The organism is Nocardia sp. NPDC051052 (assembly GCF_044456045.1).
Classification (GTDB): Bacteria; Actinomycetota; Actinomycetes; order Mycobacteriales; family Mycobacteriaceae; genus Nocardia.
The window spans coordinates 45,714-62,960 of sequence record NZ_JBITFL010000005.1 but is presented as its reverse complement, the minus strand read 5'-3'; the positions used below and the strand labels follow the sequence as shown (position 1 = coordinate 62,960).

General features: G+C 67.2%; 16 protein-coding genes. 9 read left to right on the top strand and 7 right to left on the bottom strand.

From position 1 onward, the window contains the following. Positions 1-20 precede the first annotated feature (20 nt). Entirely contained in the window at positions 21-1,463 is a 1,443-nt protein-coding gene (locus tag ACIBCN_RS17810; RefSeq protein ID WP_396992656.1) for a fatty acid desaturase, read from the top strand. Between the two features lie 56 nt (positions 1,464-1,519). Here the strand turns inward: ACIBCN_RS17810 and ACIBCN_RS17805 are convergent, their stop codons facing one another. After that, positions 1,520-2,518 (bottom strand): endonuclease/exonuclease/phosphatase family protein, encoded by a 999-nt coding sequence (locus ACIBCN_RS17805; protein ID WP_396992655.1) that lies wholly within the window; start codon positions 2,516-2,518, stop codon positions 1,520-1,522. Between the two features lie 354 nt (positions 2,519-2,872). Here ACIBCN_RS17805 and ACIBCN_RS17800 point away from each other — a divergent pair, with 354 nt between their 5' ends. From ACIBCN_RS17800 to ACIBCN_RS17785, 4 genes are all read left to right on the top strand, one after another. Next, the gene (locus ACIBCN_RS17800) at positions 2,873-4,147 is read left to right on the top strand and encodes a fatty acid desaturase family protein (RefSeq protein ID WP_396992654.1); all 1,275 of its coding nucleotides are present in this window, start codon (positions 2,873-2,875) and stop codon (positions 4,145-4,147) included. Between the two features lie 193 nt (positions 4,148-4,340). Beyond that, positions 4,341-4,568, top strand: a complete 228-nt coding sequence (locus ACIBCN_RS17795) for a hypothetical protein (RefSeq protein ID WP_396992653.1) — start codon at positions 4,341-4,343, stop codon at positions 4,566-4,568. A 419-nt stretch (positions 4,569-4,987) separates the two neighbouring features. Next, entirely contained in the window at positions 4,988-5,608 is a 621-nt protein-coding gene (gene bluB / locus ACIBCN_RS17790) for a 5,6-dimethylbenzimidazole synthase (protein ID WP_396992652.1), read from the top strand. A gap of 312 nt (positions 5,609-5,920) precedes the next feature. After that, the gene (locus ACIBCN_RS17785; protein WP_396992651.1) at positions 5,921-6,157 is read left to right on the top strand and encodes a hypothetical protein; all 237 of its coding nucleotides are present in this window, start codon (positions 5,921-5,923) and stop codon (positions 6,155-6,157) included. A 451-nt stretch (positions 6,158-6,608) separates the two neighbouring features. Here the strand turns inward: ACIBCN_RS17785 and ACIBCN_RS17780 are convergent, their stop codons facing one another. Continuing rightward, complete coding sequence (locus ACIBCN_RS17780) at positions 6,609-7,901, bottom strand: acetyl-CoA C-acyltransferase (protein ID WP_396992650.1); 1,293 nt, start codon at positions 7,899-7,901, stop codon at positions 6,609-6,611. Between the two features lie 318 nt (positions 7,902-8,219). Between ACIBCN_RS17780 and ACIBCN_RS17775 the strand changes: the two genes are divergently transcribed. Genes ACIBCN_RS17775 through ACIBCN_RS17760 form a run of 4 tightly spaced genes read left to right on the top strand, consistent with a single transcriptional unit; the run spans position 8,220 to position 11,084 of the window. Further along, positions 8,220-8,927: a helix-turn-helix domain-containing protein gene (locus tag ACIBCN_RS17775; RefSeq protein ID WP_396992649.1), complete on the top strand. Its 708-nt coding sequence runs from the start codon at positions 8,220-8,222 to the stop codon at positions 8,925-8,927. A 10-nt stretch (positions 8,928-8,937) separates the two neighbouring features. Continuing rightward, the gene (locus ACIBCN_RS17770; protein WP_396992648.1) at positions 8,938-9,375 is read left to right on the top strand and encodes a hypothetical protein; all 438 of its coding nucleotides are present in this window, start codon (positions 8,938-8,940) and stop codon (positions 9,373-9,375) included. Positions 9,376-9,423: 48 nt separating this feature from the next. Further along, the gene (locus ACIBCN_RS17765; RefSeq protein ID WP_396992647.1) at positions 9,424-9,948 is read left to right on the top strand and encodes a hypothetical protein; all 525 of its coding nucleotides are present in this window, start codon (positions 9,424-9,426) and stop codon (positions 9,946-9,948) included. Continuing rightward, positions 9,945-11,084, top strand: a complete 1,140-nt coding sequence (locus ACIBCN_RS17760) for an MAB_1171c family putative transporter (RefSeq protein ID WP_396992645.1) — start codon at positions 9,945-9,947, stop codon at positions 11,082-11,084. The genes ACIBCN_RS17765 and ACIBCN_RS17760 overlap by 4 nt, the downstream gene beginning before the upstream one ends. Positions 11,085-11,163: 79 nt before the next feature. Here ACIBCN_RS17760 and hpf read toward each other — a convergent pair whose 3' ends face one another. The 5 genes from hpf to mtrA all read right to left on the bottom strand — a co-directional run bounded on the left by hpf (position 11,164) and on the right by mtrA (position 17,182). Continuing rightward, a complete protein-coding gene (gene hpf, locus ACIBCN_RS17755) occupies positions 11,164-11,928 on the bottom strand; it encodes a ribosome hibernation-promoting factor, HPF/YfiA family (RefSeq protein WP_396992644.1) in 765 nt (254 codons plus the stop codon). A gap of 183 nt (positions 11,929-12,111) precedes the next feature. After that, positions 12,112-12,756, bottom strand: coding sequence for a ComF family protein (locus ACIBCN_RS17750; RefSeq protein WP_396992643.1), 645 nt, complete (start codon positions 12,754-12,756; stop codon positions 12,112-12,114). A 94-nt stretch (positions 12,757-12,850) separates the two neighbouring features. Beyond that, a complete protein-coding gene (gene lpqB, locus ACIBCN_RS17745; protein WP_396992642.1) occupies positions 12,851-14,668 on the bottom strand; it encodes an MtrAB system accessory lipoprotein LpqB in 1,818 nt (605 codons plus the stop codon). A 5-nt stretch (positions 14,669-14,673) separates the two neighbouring features. Continuing rightward, the gene (mtrB, locus tag ACIBCN_RS17740) at positions 14,674-16,434 is read right to left on the bottom strand and encodes an MtrAB system histidine kinase MtrB (protein WP_396992641.1); all 1,761 of its coding nucleotides are present in this window, start codon (positions 16,432-16,434) and stop codon (positions 14,674-14,676) included. A 70-nt stretch (positions 16,435-16,504) separates the two neighbouring features. Further along, on the bottom strand, positions 16,505-17,182 hold the full coding sequence (mtrA, locus tag ACIBCN_RS17735; RefSeq protein WP_069163595.1) for an MtrAB system response regulator MtrA: 678 nt from the start codon (positions 17,180-17,182) through the stop codon (positions 16,505-16,507). Between the last annotated feature and the right edge of the window lie 65 nt (positions 17,183-17,247).

The following is a 17,247-nucleotide window of genomic DNA, read 5'->3' as shown; positions in this document are numbered from 1 at the left end:
GAGCAGCGAAAGGACACCCGGTGGCAATCACCGATATTCAGGCATTTGCCCACCTGACTGCGGCAGACATCGAAACACTGGGGCAGGAGCTCGATTCGATCCGCCGCTCGGTGGAGCAGTCCCGTGGCGAGCGTGACGCCAAGTACATCCGGCGCACCATCGCCGCGCAGCGGGCACTCGAGGTCGCGGGTCGCGCGGTGCTGTTCGGCAGCCGCAAGCGCTGGGCTTGGCTCGCCGGCACCGCGTTGCTGTCGGTCGCCAAGATCGTCGAGAACATGGAGCTCGGGCACAACATCAGCCATGGCCAGTGGGACTGGATGAACGACCCGGAGATCCACTCCAGCACCTGGGAGTGGGACCAGACCGGGCCGTCGTCGCAGTGGCGCCGGGCGCACAACTACTCCCACCACACCTATACCAACGTGCTCGGCAAGGACGAGGACCTCGGCTTCGGCATCCTGCGGATGACCCGCGACGAGGCCTGGCGTCCGATGCACCTGGTGCAGCCGCTGGCGAACCTGCTGCTCGCCGCCACCTTCGAGTGGGGCATCGCGATCCACGACTGGAGTATCGAGAAGGAACTGTCCGGCACTCCGCCGAAAGAGCTGATGTCCGAGCCGAACCGCGAGTTCGGTCGCAAGATCGCCCGGCAGGTGGCCAAGGACTTCCTGTTCTACCCGGCGCTCACCGGCCCCGCGTTCATGTCGACGTTGAAGGCGAACGCGACCGCGAACCTGGTGCGCAACCTGTGGGCCTACGCGGTGATCTTCTGCGGCCACTTCCCCGACGGCGCCGAGAAGTTCACCATCGAGCAGCTCGAGGGCGAGACGAGCGGCGAGTGGTACCTGCGGCAGATGCTTGGCAGCGCCAACTTCAAGGCGGGCCCCGCGATGGCGTTCATGAGCGGCAACCTCTGCTACCAGATCGAGCACCACCTGTTCCCCGACCTGCCGAGCAACCGGTACTCCGAGGTCGCGGTGCGAGTGCGCGAGCTGTGCGACAAGTACGACCTGCCCTACACCACCGGCTCGCTCGGCAAGCAGTACCTGCTCGCCTTCCGGACCATCCACAAGCTCGCGCTGCCGGACAGTTTCCTGAAGGCCACCGCCGACAACGCCCCCGAGACCTCCTCGGAACGCAAGTTCGCCGGTATCACGCTGCCGTCGCTGCCGAGTTCGGACACCGCGAGCTGGCTCGGCGTCGACCCGGAGACCGGGCAGCGGCGCGGGCTGCGCTCGGCGATGCGCGAGGCCAAGGTGGTGCTCAAGGAGAAGGCGCGGCAGGAGAAGGAAATGCTGCGCGAGGCCAGGCGCGCGCTGCGCGAAAAGGCCGAGCACGAGAAGGAAGCGCTGCGCGAGGCCACCGTGGCGCTGCAGGAGCGGGCGCGCACCGAGCAGGCTTCGCTGCGCCGCAAGGCCGTGCGGCAGCGGGCTTCGCTGCGGCGCACGCGCCGGCGTCGGTGAACTGATCAGTCGAGGGCCGGTACTCAGGCGGAGTACCGGCCCTCGCTGTCAGGACATCACCAGCGCACCTTCAGATCGCTGACGACCGCGGCGTGATCGGAGTAGAACACCCCGGGACCGTGGCGCCGCATGCGCTGGTCCACCACGCGAGCCGCGCGCGTTTCGACGTTGCCCTTGGCGAAGAGAAAATCGATCCGCTGATCGGTGAGCAGTTTTTCGGTGGGCAACGGGCTCCACGTGCGGCCGGGGACGGCGCAGACATCCGGGTTGGCGGCGCGGAAGGTGTCGACGAAACCCGCATCGGTGACGGCCTTGGTGGCGGTCAGCGGATAACTCAGCCCGAAGTGGTTCGGACAGTTCGCTTGGCTCGGCGTCCAGTCCGCGCAGCGCAGCGTGTTGAAGTCGCCGCCCATCAGCACCGGTGCGGTGTTGCCGCCCAGCATCTTCGGTATCTGGTTGCGCACGATGTCGGTGATGTATTGCGTCTGTGCGCGTTCGGCCTGCACGACGGCGGCGACCGAGTGGCGCGGTTCGCGGCCATCGCGGCGGTCGATCGCGTTCTCGTCGATCAGATAGCCGTCCCACGGATCGGTGTAGGTGAGCCAGGTGGCGAACAGATTCAACTCTCCGTCGTGCGGCACGCGCACCCGCACGCCGCCGAGATTGAAGTCGCTCACCGGGCCGCCCTGCGGCTTCGGGTAGGTCGCGACGACCTCGTATTTGGTGAAGATCCACAGGTTGTCCGACCCGGCGGGACGGTCCGTGATCTTCACCCCGGTGTAGCGGCCATTGTGCGCGCGGCGGGTGAGCGCATCGGTGATGGTTTCGCCGGAGCCGTAGGTCTCCACGGCGAAGAACACGTCCGGTTCGATGTCTATTACCTGATCTATCAGGTCGTTCAGATTGTCCGGCGTGGGCTCACGGCCACCGTGCAGGATGTTCCAGGTGAGCACGCGCACCCGCTCGTGGTCGTCGGCGTGCGCCAGCGGCGCGGCCCCCACCAGGGCGGTGCTCGCCAGCAGAACAGCCGTGAGCAACGCCTTCGATAATCGCATGAGTGAACTCCATTCGTCAGGGACGCTGGAAGTTAGGTGAATGTTCGGAACGGCACATGTCTTGCTGGCGAAAGTTCGGCAAAGTGGCTGGTTGACCGGATATTCCCAGCGCGAGTGGGTATCCGCGGGCGACGGCCGCTACGAGTTGCGCGGAACTGTTCGATAGAGCAGTATCAAGCACCGAACGGAGCGGCCGAGCCTGCGCCGGAAGGCTGTGCGGGAGAAGGCTTTACGCCGTATCGCCCCGGCGATCGGCCTAGCATCAAACGACCGCGTTAGCAATGCGGGATTTGCCACATCGGCGTTCAGGTCCTCGTAACCTACGGTCTCGTAACCTACGGTACTGTAACCGGCATGGCGATCTCGGATGTCAAGGAATACGCACATCTCACCGACGCCGACGTGGAAGCACTCGGCGCGGAATTCGACGCGATCCGGCGGGATATCGAAGCCTCGCGCGGTGCGCGCGACGCGCGATATATCCGCAACGTGATCCGGCTGCAGCGCGCACTCGAGATCAGCGGCCGCGGCGTGCTGTTCGCCAGCTTCTTACCGCCCGCCTGGCTGGCCGGCGTCGCCCTGCTCAGCACCGCCAAGATCATCGAGAACATGGAGATCGGGCACAACGCCATGCACGGGCAGTGGGACTGGATGAACGATCCGGAAATCCACTCCAGCACCTGGGAATGGGACAACGCGGGCGCGGCCAAGCACTGGAAGCACACACACAACTACCTGCACCACAAGTACACCAACGTGCTCGGCATGGACGACGACATCGGTTACGGCCTGCTGCGCGTCACCCGCGACCAGAAGTGGAAGCCGTTCAACCTGGGCAACCCGGTCTACAACCTGGTGCTGCAGCTGCTCTTCGAATACGGCGTCGCGATCCAGCACATGGAACTCGGCAAGCTGGCCGCGGGCCGGTTCAAGCCCGGCACTCCGGAGCGGGACGATTTCGAGCGCAAGCGCACCGAGGCGCTCACCAAGATGGGCAAGCAGGTCGTCAAGGACTACGTGATCTTCCCGGCGCTCACCGGCCCCGCGTTCTTCTCGACGTTGACCGCCAACCTCGCCGCGAACGCGATCCGCAATGTGTGGTCCAACGCGGTGATCTTCTGCGGGCACTTCCCCGACGGCGCGGAGAAGTTCACCAAGGCAGACATCGACGGCGAGACCAAGGGCCAGTGGTACCTGCGCCAAATGCTCGGCAGTGCCAACATCTCCGGCGGCCCGCTCACCCACTTCATGACCGGCAACCTCAGCCACCAGATCGAACACCACCTCTTCCCCGACCTGCCGAGCAACCGGTACGCCGACATCGCGGTGAAGGTCAGGGAACTGGCCGAAAAGTACGACCTGCCCTACACCACCGGCTCCCTGCCCGTGCAGTACTTCAAGGCCTGGCGCACCATCCTCAAGCTGTCCCTGCCGAACAAGTACCTGCGCGACACCGTCGACGACGCCCCCGAAACCGCCTCGGAACGCAAGTTCGCCGGCACCGCGGGCCCGGTCATCGACCCGGCAACCGGCAGACGCCGCGGCCTGCGCACCGCCCTCGCCGAGGGCAAGAAGCGTCTCTCCCGCCGCCCCGCCCCCGTCGAACGCGCACTGCAACTCACCAAGTAACCCGCTCGGCGCTGTCCCCGGCCCGGTCCGATCTCATCGGACCGGGCCGGCGTATGCGCGCCGCAACGAAACATGGCACTGCCAAATAACTCTCGCGAACTTGGCAGCATCAACGGCGCGATGCGTTGATAAATTCAGAGCTGGCTCCGGCAACAAGGGAGGACCCGGGCCATCACATCGGGAGGGATTCACAATGTTTCGCAAGGTTTTCTATGCCTGTGCCGCCGTGGCGGCCATCGGGCTCAGCGCCGCAGGGGTCGCATCGGCCTACGACGGACAGGTCTTCAGCGGCCCTGACGCCGAGTGGGACTGCGCCAAGCAGCTGGAAAACGATTTGGTCAACACACCCGGCCTGATGAGCGGTACCTGCGACCACGACGGCAACGGTGCCATCATCGAGCATTACGGGCAACAAAACTGAGCTGAGCATCGACTGTGCGGGCGAGCTGAATACGCCGCCCGCACAGTCGTATCCGAACCGCAAGACCCAGCTGCGGTCCGACGCAATGCCAACCCGCCCGCGAGCAGCGCCCAGGTTGGCATACCAATCCGCACCCCAACTCGTGATCCGCCTGACTTTAGGGCCCTATTCCGAGTGCGGATCCTGAGTTAGGGTGCGGATTTGTGGCGATACCGGTCTGGGGCCGCCTCGCGGGGCGCAGCCAGATGGTCAGGCCGAAATGCGGCACCACACACCTGGCCCGAGGTGAGTCAAATGGTCGCTGTCGGCATTCGAGGGGAGTCATATGTTCGCTGTTGAAGATCATTTAGGCGCCATCTGACTCCCCTCGAATGCGCGAACGGCGTGGGTGGTTGAGTTAGCGGGTGGGTGCTGATGGGTTGAGTGTTTACGAAGCGATACGGACGCGGCGCGATGTGCGAGCAGAGTTCACCGGAGAACCGGTGGACGACGCGACGCTGTGGCGGATTCTCGAAGCCGCGCATCGGGCGCCGAGTGTCGGGAATTCGCAGCCGTGGGATTTCGTGGTGGTGCGCGATCCGAGCACGCTGCGAAAGTTCGCGGATCATGTGGCGGACAAGCGGATCGAATTCCGTACCGCGCTGCCGCCGGAGCGCGCGGCCACCTTCGAGCCGATCAAGATCGAGGGCATTGTCGAGAGCGGCACCGGCATCGTGGTCAGCTACGACCACGGCCGCGGCGGCCCGCAGGTGCTCGGCCGCGCCACCGTCCCCGAAACCGGGGTCTACTCCGCCGTTCTCGCGATCCAGAACCTCTGGCTGGCCGCCACCGCGGAGGGCATCGGCGTCGGCTGGGTCTCCTTCTACGACCCCGCATTCCTCACCGACCTCGTCGCCCTGCCCGCGGGCATCCACCCCGTCGCCTGGCTGTGCATCGGCCCCGTCCACGCGTTCCAGCAGATCCCCGACCTGGAACGATTCGGCTGGCGCAGCGGCCGCCCCCTGCACGACGCCGTCCACCACGAGACCTACCGCGCCTGACGCGCCCCCCACCCACGGTCGCCCCGCCGGCAGCAACATCGGCGAGCCTCTGCTCCAGAGTGACTACTTCTGGCCCATCGACGAACACCCGCCGATCGGCCGATCAGTGTCCGGGATGTCCTGTCACTGGAGTGTCAGCGATGTGCTGTCCGTTGAGGAACTTTCGGTGTGTGAGAGATCACGGGGTTTACGGCCGCCCGTCCGGGTACCCGAGGATTCGCCGACTCGGCGATTGGGTAAGCCAAGGACGGATCCATCTCGGACAATGGATTTTTCGCGGACGCAGTGTTCTTCAGGTTCAGGAGGTTTGCCATGGCCAATGTCGACGCCGTAAGGCTGTCGAATGAGCTCGGCATCGATCTCGCCTCCGCCATGCTCCGCCTGCGCCGCGAGGCTCGCCCCGGCGAAACCAACCACGACACCTGCCTGCGAATCATCGCCGACGAGGGCCGCAAACCCCAGACCACCCGCCGCACATACACCAGCTACGGCGTCCGCCCCACCGCCGACGGCACCATCCCGGTGATCCCCCCAGACCGCGCACGATAACGCGGCCCCAGCCAACCGTCGGCTCACCGGAACCCAGCCAAGCCGCGAGATCCAGTGCTGCACATGCCTTGTCCCGCCCCACCCGAACTCACCGGCAATTTCGTGCGCCCCAGGCAAACCCCTACGCAACAAGCGGCCACGACAAGAACCCTCCGCACGCGGCAAGCTGCCTCGGCGAGGTCCGCTGAACGCGGGCATGTCACGAAAGCCTGTGCTGCGCAAGTTGTCTCCCGTCGCGCACGAAATATCCGCTGAGTCGCGCACAGCAGAGACAGGCCCCGGCGCAACAAGCGGCCTCGGCACGCAAACCCCTGCGCACCAAGCGGACGCGCGGTGTCCGACGGCTGAACCGCGAAAGCCTATGCTGCGCAAGGTTTGCCGTGCCGCGCACGAAACTGCTAGCTAGCTCGTGCGCGGCAGCCGAGACTGTGCGCGGCGGACGACCGAGGCGTCAGACGCGCTCGAGCACCGCGGAGGCTCCGATGCCGCCTGCGGCGCAGATGCCTAGCAGCGCAGCGTTTTTGCCGGTGCGGGCTAGTTCGTTGGCCATGGTGGTGACCATGCGGGCGCCGGTGGCGCCGAAGGGGTGGCCGAGGGAGACCGAACCGCCGTGCACATTGAGCTTGTCGATGTCGATCTCGCCGACGGCGGTGTCCCGGTCGAGGCGGGACTTGGCCCACTCGGTGCTGCCGAGCGCGGCGAGCACGGACAGCGTTTGCGCGGCGAAGGCCTCGTGAATGTCGACGAAATCGATGTCGCTCAACGACATTCCGGCCTTGTCGAGCGCACGCGGCATGGAGATCGCAGGCCCGATGAGCACCTGGTCGGTCGGATCGACGCTGACGTAACTCCAGGAGCGGAACGCGGCGAGCGGCCGGTAGCCGAGCTCCAGTGCCTTTTCCTCGCTCATCAACAGCACCGCGGACGCGCCGTCGGTCAGCGGGCTCGCGTTGCCCGCGGTCACCGTGCCGTTTTCGGCGAACACCGGCTTCAGTTTCGATAGTTTTTCGATGCTGGTGTTGCCACGGACCAATCCGTCGCGGTCGATCTCGGTGCCCTCGGGGGTGCGCACCCGCAGCACTTCGTCGTCGAACCGGCCCGAATCGATGGCGGCGGCGGCGCGATGGTGCGAGCGGGCGGCGAACTCGTCCTGATCGGCGCGGCTGACGCCGTGGATGCGGGCCATCTTCTCGGCCGACTCCCCCATCACCTCACCGGTGGTGCGTTCGGCGATCTTCGGCCTGCTCGGCAGCAGATGGGTGAACGGCGCGAGCTGCGCGACCGCGGACAGGTAGTCCTTGGGCTTCGGCTTGCCGAGCGCCAGCGGCGCCGCGGCGTGCACCACCTTTTGCGGCAGTTTGACCTCGGCATTGGAGGTGGAATCGCTGCCGCCCGCGATCATGATGTCGTATTCGCCGCGCTCGATCGCGGCCGCGGCGGAGGTCACCGCCTGCAGGCCCGACGCGCAGGCCCTGGTCACCGTGTAGCCCTCGCAACCGGCATCGAGCCGCAGGTCAAGGGCGATTTCCCGGGCGATGTTCGGCGCCGCGCTCGGCAGGATGACCCCGCCCCACACGATCGCCTGCACCTGGCCGCCGGGCAGCCCGGTCCGCTCCAGCAGGCCACGGACCGCGGCATCGGCGAGCGCGATGGAATCCATGCGGGTGTACCCGGTGAACGCACGCACGAACGGCGTGCGCGCACCGGACACGATAACGGCACGGCGAGCAGCCTTGGTGGCCATGCGATTTCCTTTCGAGAGATCTATGACCACCAAACTTACTCCATAGTAAGTTCACCGTCGACCCCCTTCGCCGACGGTGATCCCGTGCGCAGCGGCGTTCCCCTCCACCGTCGCTGATTCCGGCCTGCTGCGCGCCGTTGCGCAACAGACCGGAGGCGCCCGTCCCGACGAACGCCCCTGCTCGTCTCGGAACGCTCCACAAGGCCGAAGTCGGGTGCGACTCGGCGCATCAGAACAGTAGCAATATTTCCACAAATTTTTCAAACATTTTCTATTGGTTTGCCTTTGCCACTGCTCGGGCCTACCCTGGAGCGCACTATGCATAGCCCTTCGGAGCTGTCGCGGCGCCAGAAGAGATTCGGCCGAATCATCAAGGAACGCCGGGACGAGCTCGGACTCACGCAGTTACAGATCGGCGACCTCGGCGGGCCATCGGCGCCCACGATTCGCAAGATCGAGGACGGCGACGCGGCGATCAGCACGACAACGCTGAACAAACTCGACGCGCCGCTGCGCTGGCTGCCGGGCAGTGCCGCGCGCACCTACGCGGGCGGCTCGCCCGCCGTCGCCGACCCCGCACTGTCCGCCCGCCACCCCGGCGAGTCCGTAGTGGCCGGGCCCGACTCGATCCGCTTCGAAATCGCCGATCTCACCGGCCTTCTCGCGACCGCGGGCCGACTCAACGACGCCGTCGACAAGGGCACCGCGTCCGATCCCCAACTGGTTGCCGCGATCAGCGAGCTCAACCGGGTGGTCTCCACCCTGTCGGCGCGCTACGCGACCACGATGCTCGAACGCAACGGCGGCCCGGGCCGAGTACTCCACCCGCTCGTCGAAATGGCGTTCGCGCACCTGCTCGAGGTGCCCGCCGAGGCCAGTGACGCGGCCGAACTGCAGGAACGGCGATACCGGCGCTGGTTGGCCGGCCGATCGGAGGACGTGGATGCTGCGACAGAAGGCCAGTTCCAGGCACGGTGGCTGGCTGCCAACCTGGCCACGACCGCGAGTCGAAACGGTGGGCACTGAGGTGACCGAGATGACAGACGACGCGCCGGGCAACAGAACACTCACGCTGAGCCACAAGATCAACCGGTTGTTCGCGGTCGTGCACCCCCGCTCCGCGCCGGAGCGCAGCAACGCGGCGGTAGCCGAGCAGGCAGCTGATTACCTACGCCGAGCCGTCCCGGCGAGCCAGCTGGAGCGACTACGCAGCGGCGAATTCGACAGCGAAAATGCCCTCGGCACAGTCGAACCGGATCTGCTCGCGGCCATCGCGCAAAGCTTCGGCGTTGCCGCCGATTACCTCACCACGACGGGTCCGGCGGCCGCGGCCATCGACCGTGAGCTAGAGCTGCTCGCGACCATGCGCGACGCCAATGTCTCCAGCATCGCGCTGCGTGGTTCCAACGTCGACCAGTCGATCCTCGCCAGGATCATCGAGAGCACGGATCGGCCCGTACCGCCGAGTCGGTAATATCGCTACCTACTGGGGGCAACGAGCTTGCTGTAGGAGAACGATCGCATGGCCATGCAGGCCCGGTTCCGGAACCTGACCCGGGACGTACCGATACCGCACCCGTGGGATCTGTCGAGCTATCTCGACGATGTCGCGCAGTATCGCGGCCGCAGCATCAGCCTGCTGCCGATCGATACCGCGCTGCTCGCGGGCACCGGATGCGGCACCGGCAGCGGACTGTGGATCGCCAAGCAGGACAGCGATGTCATCGTCTATGGCGCGGACACCACCGAGTGGCACGCCGAGCACATCATCGTGCACGAGCTCGGCCACATGCTGCTCGGCCACGGGCCGGAGCAGCCGACCGACGGCGAACCCGCGCCGACCACACCCACGGTGGCCGCGGTCGCCGAACTGCTGCCGTCGATCTCGCCGGAATCCATCGCGCACGTGCTCGGCCGCACCGACTACGGCACCACCCGCGAACGCGATGCCGAGACCTTCGCCGACATGGTCATGCTGCACGCCATGCGCCCACCACGCCGAGACTCGTTGCTGCACCGGACATTCTTCCGCGACCGCCGTCGGTGAGCTCGCCGGTCCCCGCGGTGTTCGCGGTGCCGGTGATCATCTTCGTCGTCGCCGTGGTCCTCGGGCGCCGCGCGCTGCTCAACAGCACCGCGATCGACCGCCTGCTCAACCGCGCCCTGGCCTGGACGGCGCTGTCGCTGATACTGCTCGAGCGGGGCATCGCGCCGCGGTTCGGCAGCCTGCTGCATCAGCTGTCGATGGGCGCAACCATGCTCGGCATCGCGAGCCTGTTCGGCGCCGCGCTGCTGTGGGCCGACGCCGCCCCGCGGCTGGCCGCGCGCCGCCAGCGCTTCTTCGACCTGGCCGCCGCCGCGTCCGCGCTACTGATCCTGATCGTCGGCACGCCTTACCGGCGGGCCGGGACGCTGCTCGGGCAGGACAGCAGCTGGCAGGAGTTCGTGGTGTCGGCGGTGATGTGGATTCCGCTGATCGCGGTGGGCACGCTGGTCTGGCGGGCCGGCCTGCGCGAGCTGCGCGGCGGCGAGGTCACCCGGTACGAGCGCGTCGTCTTCACCGCCCTGCTGGCCACGCCATTCATCGCGAGCGCGAGTCTGGCCAGTTCGATCGCCAGGCACACCGGCCATTGGCAAGCCGACGACCCGCAGCTGACCCGTTGGGCCGCACCCAATTTCGGCACGGTGTTCGTGCTGGCCGCGATGCTGGCCGTCCCGCTGATCGAGGTATTGTCGGCGCGCACCGGCTGGAACCGGGCCGGGCGGCACTGCCGTCGGCTGCGGCCGCTGTGGCGCGATCTCACCGCGGCGGTACCCGAAATAGTGCTCCCCACAACAGGTTCGGCCCCACCGGACGCACGCTTGCTCCGCATGACGGTGGAGATCCGCGACGCACTGATGCAGTTGCACCGGTACCTACCCGCCGACCATCCGACCGAGCTCGGCCCACCCAGTACCGCGCGCTACGCCAGGCAGCTGCGGCAGGCCATCGCGGCCAGGCGCAACGGCGCCGCACCGGCCGCCGCCCCGCGCGAGGCCGATCGTTTCGGCGCGCCGTCGAGCGATATCGACTCGGACATACGTCGCCTGCTCGACCTCGCACGGGTCTGGCGCGGCCGCGAAACGCATACCACGACAACGGATATCACGGATTTCGCGGCGAAGCCTAGCCTAGGCGGCTGATCGCTTCGACCGAAGCGGGTCTCCGGGCACCCAACTCGAGCGCTGACTGCCCGGAGCGGCGGATGGGTGAAGCCTTGGACTATGCGAGCCGGATCAGGCCGTAGTCGAAGGCGTGCCTGCGATAGACAACCGACGGTCGGTCGGTCTCGCGGTCTTGGAAGAGGAAGAAGTCATGGCCGACGAGTTCCATCTGGTAGAGGGCATCGTCGACGGACATCGGGGTCGCGGTGTGCACCTTGGTGCGAACGATATGGCCGGGTCCGGCCGCGTATTCCGAGTTTTCCGGCATCCCGTCGGGGCGGCGGCGGGCGTCGCCGTCGGGGTGGTCGTGCGCGGCGGTGGAGCCGTTGCCGTTCGGCTGGGCGAACAGGCTCTCGTCCACCAGGTCGGCGGTCGCCTGGGCGACGGACACGGGGGTCTTGTCCCCGTAGTGCACCTTGCGGCGATCCTTGGTGCGGCGCAGGCGGCTCTCCAGCTTCGCCGTCACCGACTCGAGCGCGGCGTAGAAACTGTCGGCACATGCCTCGGCCCGCACGATCGGGCCCTTGCCACGCGCGGTGATCTCCACCCGCTGACAACTCTTGCGCTGCCGTCGATTTCGCTCGTGAAACAGTTCGACGTCGAAGATGAAAATGGACGGATCGAAGCGTTCGAGCCTGGAGAGTTTCTCCGCGACATAGATTCGATAGTGATCCGGAACTTCGACATTGCGACCCTTGACCACGACGTCCGCGCGGGGCGTCTTGGTTTGGTCCGCAAGGGATTGTTCGGTCACGTCCAAGGTGCTGTCATCCAACACCGAAGGGTCGGCGTCTTGCACTGAAGGTCGTGAAGAAGTCGTCACGCGTACCTCCCGAATATGGCCGCACAAACGAACGTGCGTGCGGCGGGAATGAGCCGTGCCGATCGACGATCTCTCGGCACATGTTGTCCGAGGCGCCACCTCCAAACTCCCGGTTCGGGTGTGTGATCGCGACGCTAGTACGACATCGGGGAGTGCGCCAGTGTTCACGCAAATTTCCCGGAGTCAAGCAGCACAGATAACCAGTACGGCGTGTGGCCGGAGGCCGATTCGAGCAAGCGCGCGCACCGACTCACCGGCCGTTGCACCGGTTGTCAGTACGTCGTCGACCAGCACTACCTCGGCGTTTTCCGGGATCTCCGGCGTGGCCGGGCGGCCGGGTAGTGTGGTGACACGACCGCCGAGATTGTGAACCCGCTCACCGGGTGTCAAGCCCACCGAATCACGCACACCCCACCACACTCGCAGCAGAGATATCATTTGGCTATCGGGCAGCCAACTCGTGGCTACCCGCGCCATGCGCAGCACCGGATCTCCGCCGCGCCTGCGCGCCGCGACCGTCCGGCTCGGCGCGGGCACCAGCAGCAGTGGCCGATCGCGGGCCCGCAAGCGGGCGAGACCACCGGCGAGCGCCAGCCCGAGCGGCTCGGCCAGATCCCGGCGCCCCTGCTCTTTGGCCGCGAGCACCGCCCGGCGCCCCGGCCCCGCGTACGGGCCGAGCGCCCAGCACGGCACCCCGGGATCGGTCCTCGGCCACACCCGCGTCGGCGGGCCCGCCAGCGCCGCCGCGCATTCGGCGCACCAGCCGACGCCCACGGCACGACAGCCCGCACACGAGGCGGGCAGGATCAGATCGAGCAGGGTCCGCATCGCCCGAGTGTGCGCGCACCCACCGACAACGTCCCGATGCCCGGCGCGGCACATCGCTGATTCCGTTGCCGCGGAACCATTTACCGGAAAGTGCTCAGCTCGGCAGCACCGGGACGGCGTTCGCGCCGAGCCCAGGCACCTCACGCCAGTACGGCTCGCCACCATCCGGGTTGCTCGTCAACTCCAGTACGGCACGAGAATCGGCGGCGTACTGGTGTTCCGGAGTGGCACTGACCTGCCGCACCGGTGCCGTCAGGTTTCGGCTGGTCTGCGGGATCGGCTGCGACCCGTCGATCGACACGGTGCCGACCGGATCGACATTGCCCTCCCTGGAGATGATCAACCGGTCGCTACCGAACCACGACAACGACACGGCCGCCGCACTCGAATTGACGCCGACGGGCAACGGCGAGGCCAGCGCGAAGCCGCCGCCCGGCTTCGGGATGACCACCGCGACATAGACTTTGCCGTCGGCGATCAGTGCGGCCCGCACGCCGGTACGAGAAATCCGCAGCTCGGTGATGGGCGTACGGAAGGTCGAGCCCGGTCCCGCCGAGGTGAGCGCGGAGGTGTCCACGTCCTGTACCGAGACGGTGTTGGTGCTCCGGTCGTTGACCGCGCGGACCACCCGCTCGCCGTCGATGACGGCCCACGCGGCGGTGCCGTCGATGTTCCAGGACGGCCGGGTGATGGTAGTACCGTTGGCGACCGGAATCGCGTTGCCGCCGTAGGTGCCGACCATCAGGGTGCGCGGCTGTTCCGGCGCGGGCCGTCCGGTGTCCGCGACGCCGGCGACCAGCTGGCTGTCCGGCGACAGCGCGGCGGACAACAGGTTGTTCACGGTGCCGAAATAACCGGGGGCGGGCACGATCGGGGCGTTGTTCTCCGGCACCTGCACCAGCGCGCCGCCGCGCAGCGCGTGCAGCCCGATCTGACTGTTCCCCAGCGTCGGCTGGCTGTACTGCTGGACGTCGGTGATCGACCAGCCGCTGCCGGTGAACCGGTCGTCGAACGGTTTGCCGTCGGCGAGCAGCATGTAGGGGCCCTGCACGTCCGCGCCCGCGAGGGTGAGCACCACCTGCGCGGCGAGCAGCTCACGATCGTGCGGATTGAGCGCCGAGGCGCCGGCGAAGTCGATCTTCACGCCGCCGAGCCCGACGCCGACCTCGTCCGGATCGCCGTTGGCCTTGGTGATGGGGCCGCGCAAGGTGATCGGCGCGGCCAGCTCGTTGCGCAGCACCGGGGCGAGCGCGGGTTGAGTGCCCTCGCCGAGCATGCCGAGCAGCCGCTGGGTCACCTGCGCCTTGGGCACGGCGGCCCAGCGCAGGTCGGGCACCACGACGCTGCTGGTCGGATCGACGAAGTAGAGCACGTAGCGCCGGTACATCTTGCCGAACGCGATGGCGTCCATCACCACACCGTCGGGTAGCTCGTCGATGCGCCACTCGTCGTTGACCTTGGTCATCTCGATCTTGTTCTCCAGCGGCGGGTCCGCCGAGGCGTGGTATGCGCCGTTGCTCTCCAAGTCGGCGACCTTGCGCGCGCGGATGCGATACGTCGCCTTGTCGCCAGTTCGCGACTCGCGCAAGGTATCCGGCTTCTCCACAATGGTGGTGCCCGCGGCGTCGTCCCACTGCGCCGCGGCCGACGGGGTCATGTACTGCCGGGCCGCCAGATGCCGATTGGTCGGGTCGGCGGTGGCCAGCAGGAAGTCACGCAGCAGCAGATCGGGGTCGCGTCCCTGGATGGGGGCCGGTGGCCCCTCCGAGGTCGGTTCGCGGTTGATGGTGCCGAGCGCCTGCGGCGCCGAGGATTCCGGCAGGCTCGCGCACCCGGAGAGCACGATCAACACGGCTAGGGCCGCCGCGGCGAACGCGAACAGCCGCCGCACTTTCGCAGCACCGACACGCATGCTCATCAAACCCCTTCCCCGGATTCGGTCACCGCGTCGGCACCCGGCTGCGCTGGTGCGACGGCCCCCGATCCGTTCCCGGAGACCGGCGCGGCCGCATTATCGCCCGGCGTCGTATCCGGCTCCGGCTCAGCCGAATTCGGCACGATCTCCAGTTCGACCTGTCGCCCGGCGGCCTGCTTGCGCACCGGTTCCAGGGAAAGCGGGCTCGCGCCGAGCTTCTTGCCGCGCACCAGTGGCAGCGTCAGCCGGAAGCTCGCGCCGATCCCGACCTCACCCCAGGCTTCGAGCCTGCCCTCGTGCAGATTCGCGTCCTCGACGCTGATCGACAGCCCGAGGCCGGTGCCGCCGGAACGGCGCATCCGGGACGGATCCGATCGCCAGAACCGATTGAAGACCAGCTTCTCCTCGCCGGGCCGCAGGCCGACACCCTGATCGCGCACCACCACCGAGACCGCGTTGGCGTCGCCGTCGCCGCGCATCCTGATCAGCACCGGCTTGCCCTCGCTGTGATCGATCGCGTTCGCGAGCAGATTCCGCAGCACCCGCTCGACCCGGCGCGGATCGACCTCGGCGACCAGCGGGTCCTCCGGCAGATCCATCACGACCTCGACACCGGCATCCTTGGCCAGGTGGCGCACCGTCGAGATGGCCGCCCGCGCGCACATCCGCACGTCCAGCGATTCGATCTGCAGTTCGGCGACGCCCGCGTCGTGGCGGCTGATCTCGAGCAGATCGTTGAGCAGTCCCTCGAACCGATCCAGCTCGTTGACCAACAGCTCCGCGCTGCGGGCCAGCGCCGGATCCAGATCGTCGCTGCTACCGTGGATCAGGTCCGCGGCCATCCGCACCGTGGTCAACGGGGTGCGCAGCTCGTGGCTGACGTCGGAGGTGAAGCGGCGCTGCAGGTTTCCGAATTCTTCCAGCTGGGTGATCTGGTTGGACAGGCTCTCGGCCATCTCGTTGAACGCCTGCGCCAGCCGCGCCATGTCGTCCTCGCCGCGCACCAGCATGCGTTCCTTGAGCCTGCCATCGGCGAAGCGACCGGCGATCCGCGCCGCCGAACGAATCGGCAGCACCACCTGTCTGGTCACCAACGCGGTGATCGCGGCGAGCAAGACGAGCAGCACGATGCCGCCGATCAGCATGGTGCCGCGCATCAGCGACAGGCTGCGCGCCTCGCTGGCCAGCGGGAAGATGAGATAGATCTCCAGCGTGGGCACTTCGGTGCTCGGGCTACCGATGATCAACGCCTGCCCGTGATACCCGCTCGAGTCCGAGACGGTGGTGAACTGGCGGCTGACCTGTCCGCGCCGCACGAAGTTGCGCAGCTCGTTGGGCACGTCCTGGATCGGGCCCGCGTTGACCTCCTGCTGGCCGCTGCTCATCATCACCAGCGCCACGTCGTAGCTGCCCGCGACACCGGTCTGCGGGCTGCCGTCGCTGGACAGCGCGTTGCGCGCCTCTTTCAGCTGGGCGCCGGTGTCGTGCGTGCCGACCAGCTGCTGGTGCACCGCGTTACGCGCGCGGCCCATCTCCTCGACCGCCGCGTTGATCTTGGTGTCCAACATCCGGTTGGTGATCTGGTCGGTCAGCACCACGCCGAGGATCGTGATCACGATCAGCGACAGGGTGATCGTCGAGACCGCGACGCGCAGTTGCAGCGATCGCTGCCAGAGGTGACCGAGCGCCGTGCCCAGTTCGGTGAACCGGACTGCCACCGCGGCCAGTCGCCGCTCCAGTTGGTTCCTGGAGCGATCGCTCACCGCCGCGCCTCGTCGGCGCTCGATGCCTCCGTCCGCACGAACGCTGCCACGATTCGCGAAACGCGACCGATCACGGCGGTCCGGCCTTGTAACCGACACCGCGAACGGTCAACACGATCTCCGGATTCTCGGGATCCTTCTCGACCTTGGCGCGCAGCCGCTGCACGTGCACATTCACCAGGCGGGTATCGGCGGCATGCCGGTAGCCCCACACCTGTTCGAGCAGCACCTCGCGGGTGAACACCTGACGCGGCTTGCGGGCAAGCGCGACAAGCAGATCGAACTCGAGCGGCGTCAGCGAAATCTGCGCGCCGCCACGAGTCACCTTGTGCGCGGGCACATCGATCACGATGTCGGCGATGGACAACAGCTCGGCGGGCTCGTCCTCGGTGCGGCGCAATCGAGCGCGCACCCTGGCGACGAGTTCCTTCGGCTTGAACGGTTTGACGATGTAATCGTCAGCACCGGACTCGAGTCCGAGCACCACGTCGACCGTGTCGGTCTTCGCGGTGAGCATCACGATCGGTACTCCGGAATCGGCCCGCAGCACGCGGCATACATCGATGCCGTTCATGCCGGGCAGCATGAGGTCCAGCAACACCAGGTCTGGGCGGATCTCGCGAACCGCCGCCAGGGCCTGTGTGCCGTCGCCGACCACGTGCGGGTCGAACCCTTCCCCGCGCAAGACGATCGTGAGCATCTCTGCGAGTGCCATATCGTCGTCGACGACCAGAATCTTCGGCTTCATAATTACTATGTTGTCATCTCCCAGGCCAGGATCGGGCTGCCACGCCAACACTGGTGTGAACCCGC

What these genes read in the sequence shown, in the direction of transcription:
- ACIBCN_RS17775 (WP_396992649.1), top strand. Translation starts at nt 8,220, where the DNA reads ATGCATAGCCCTTCGGAGCTGTCGCGGCGCCAGAAGAGATTCGGCCGA.
- ACIBCN_RS17800 (WP_396992654.1), top strand. Translation starts at nt 2,873, where the DNA reads ATGGCGATCTCGGATGTCAAGGAATACGCACATCTCACCGACGCCGAC.
- ACIBCN_RS17805 (WP_396992655.1), bottom strand. Translation starts at nt 2,518, where the DNA reads ATGCGATTATCGAAGGCGTTGCTCACGGCTGTTCTGCTGGCGAGCACC.
- mtrA (WP_069163595.1), bottom strand. Translation starts at nt 17,182, where the DNA reads ATGAAGCCGAAGATTCTGGTCGTCGACGACGATATGGCACTCGCAGAG.
- ACIBCN_RS17795 (WP_396992653.1), top strand. Translation starts at nt 4,341, where the DNA reads ATGTTTCGCAAGGTTTTCTATGCCTGTGCCGCCGTGGCGGCCATCGGG.
- ACIBCN_RS17765 (WP_396992647.1), top strand. Translation starts at nt 9,424, where the DNA reads ATGGCCATGCAGGCCCGGTTCCGGAACCTGACCCGGGACGTACCGATA.
- ACIBCN_RS17750 (WP_396992643.1), bottom strand. Translation starts at nt 12,756, where the DNA reads ATGCGGACCCTGCTCGATCTGATCCTGCCCGCCTCGTGTGCGGGCTGT.
- ACIBCN_RS17785 (WP_396992651.1), top strand. Translation starts at nt 5,921, where the DNA reads ATGGCCAATGTCGACGCCGTAAGGCTGTCGAATGAGCTCGGCATCGAT.
- ACIBCN_RS17770 (WP_396992648.1), top strand. Translation starts at nt 8,938, where the DNA reads ATGACAGACGACGCGCCGGGCAACAGAACACTCACGCTGAGCCACAAG.
- ACIBCN_RS17780 (WP_396992650.1), bottom strand. Translation starts at nt 7,901, where the DNA reads ATGGCCACCAAGGCTGCTCGCCGTGCCGTTATCGTGTCCGGTGCGCGC.
- lpqB (WP_396992642.1), bottom strand. Translation starts at nt 14,668, where the DNA reads ATGCGTGTCGGTGCTGCGAAAGTGCGGCGGCTGTTCGCGTTCGCCGCG.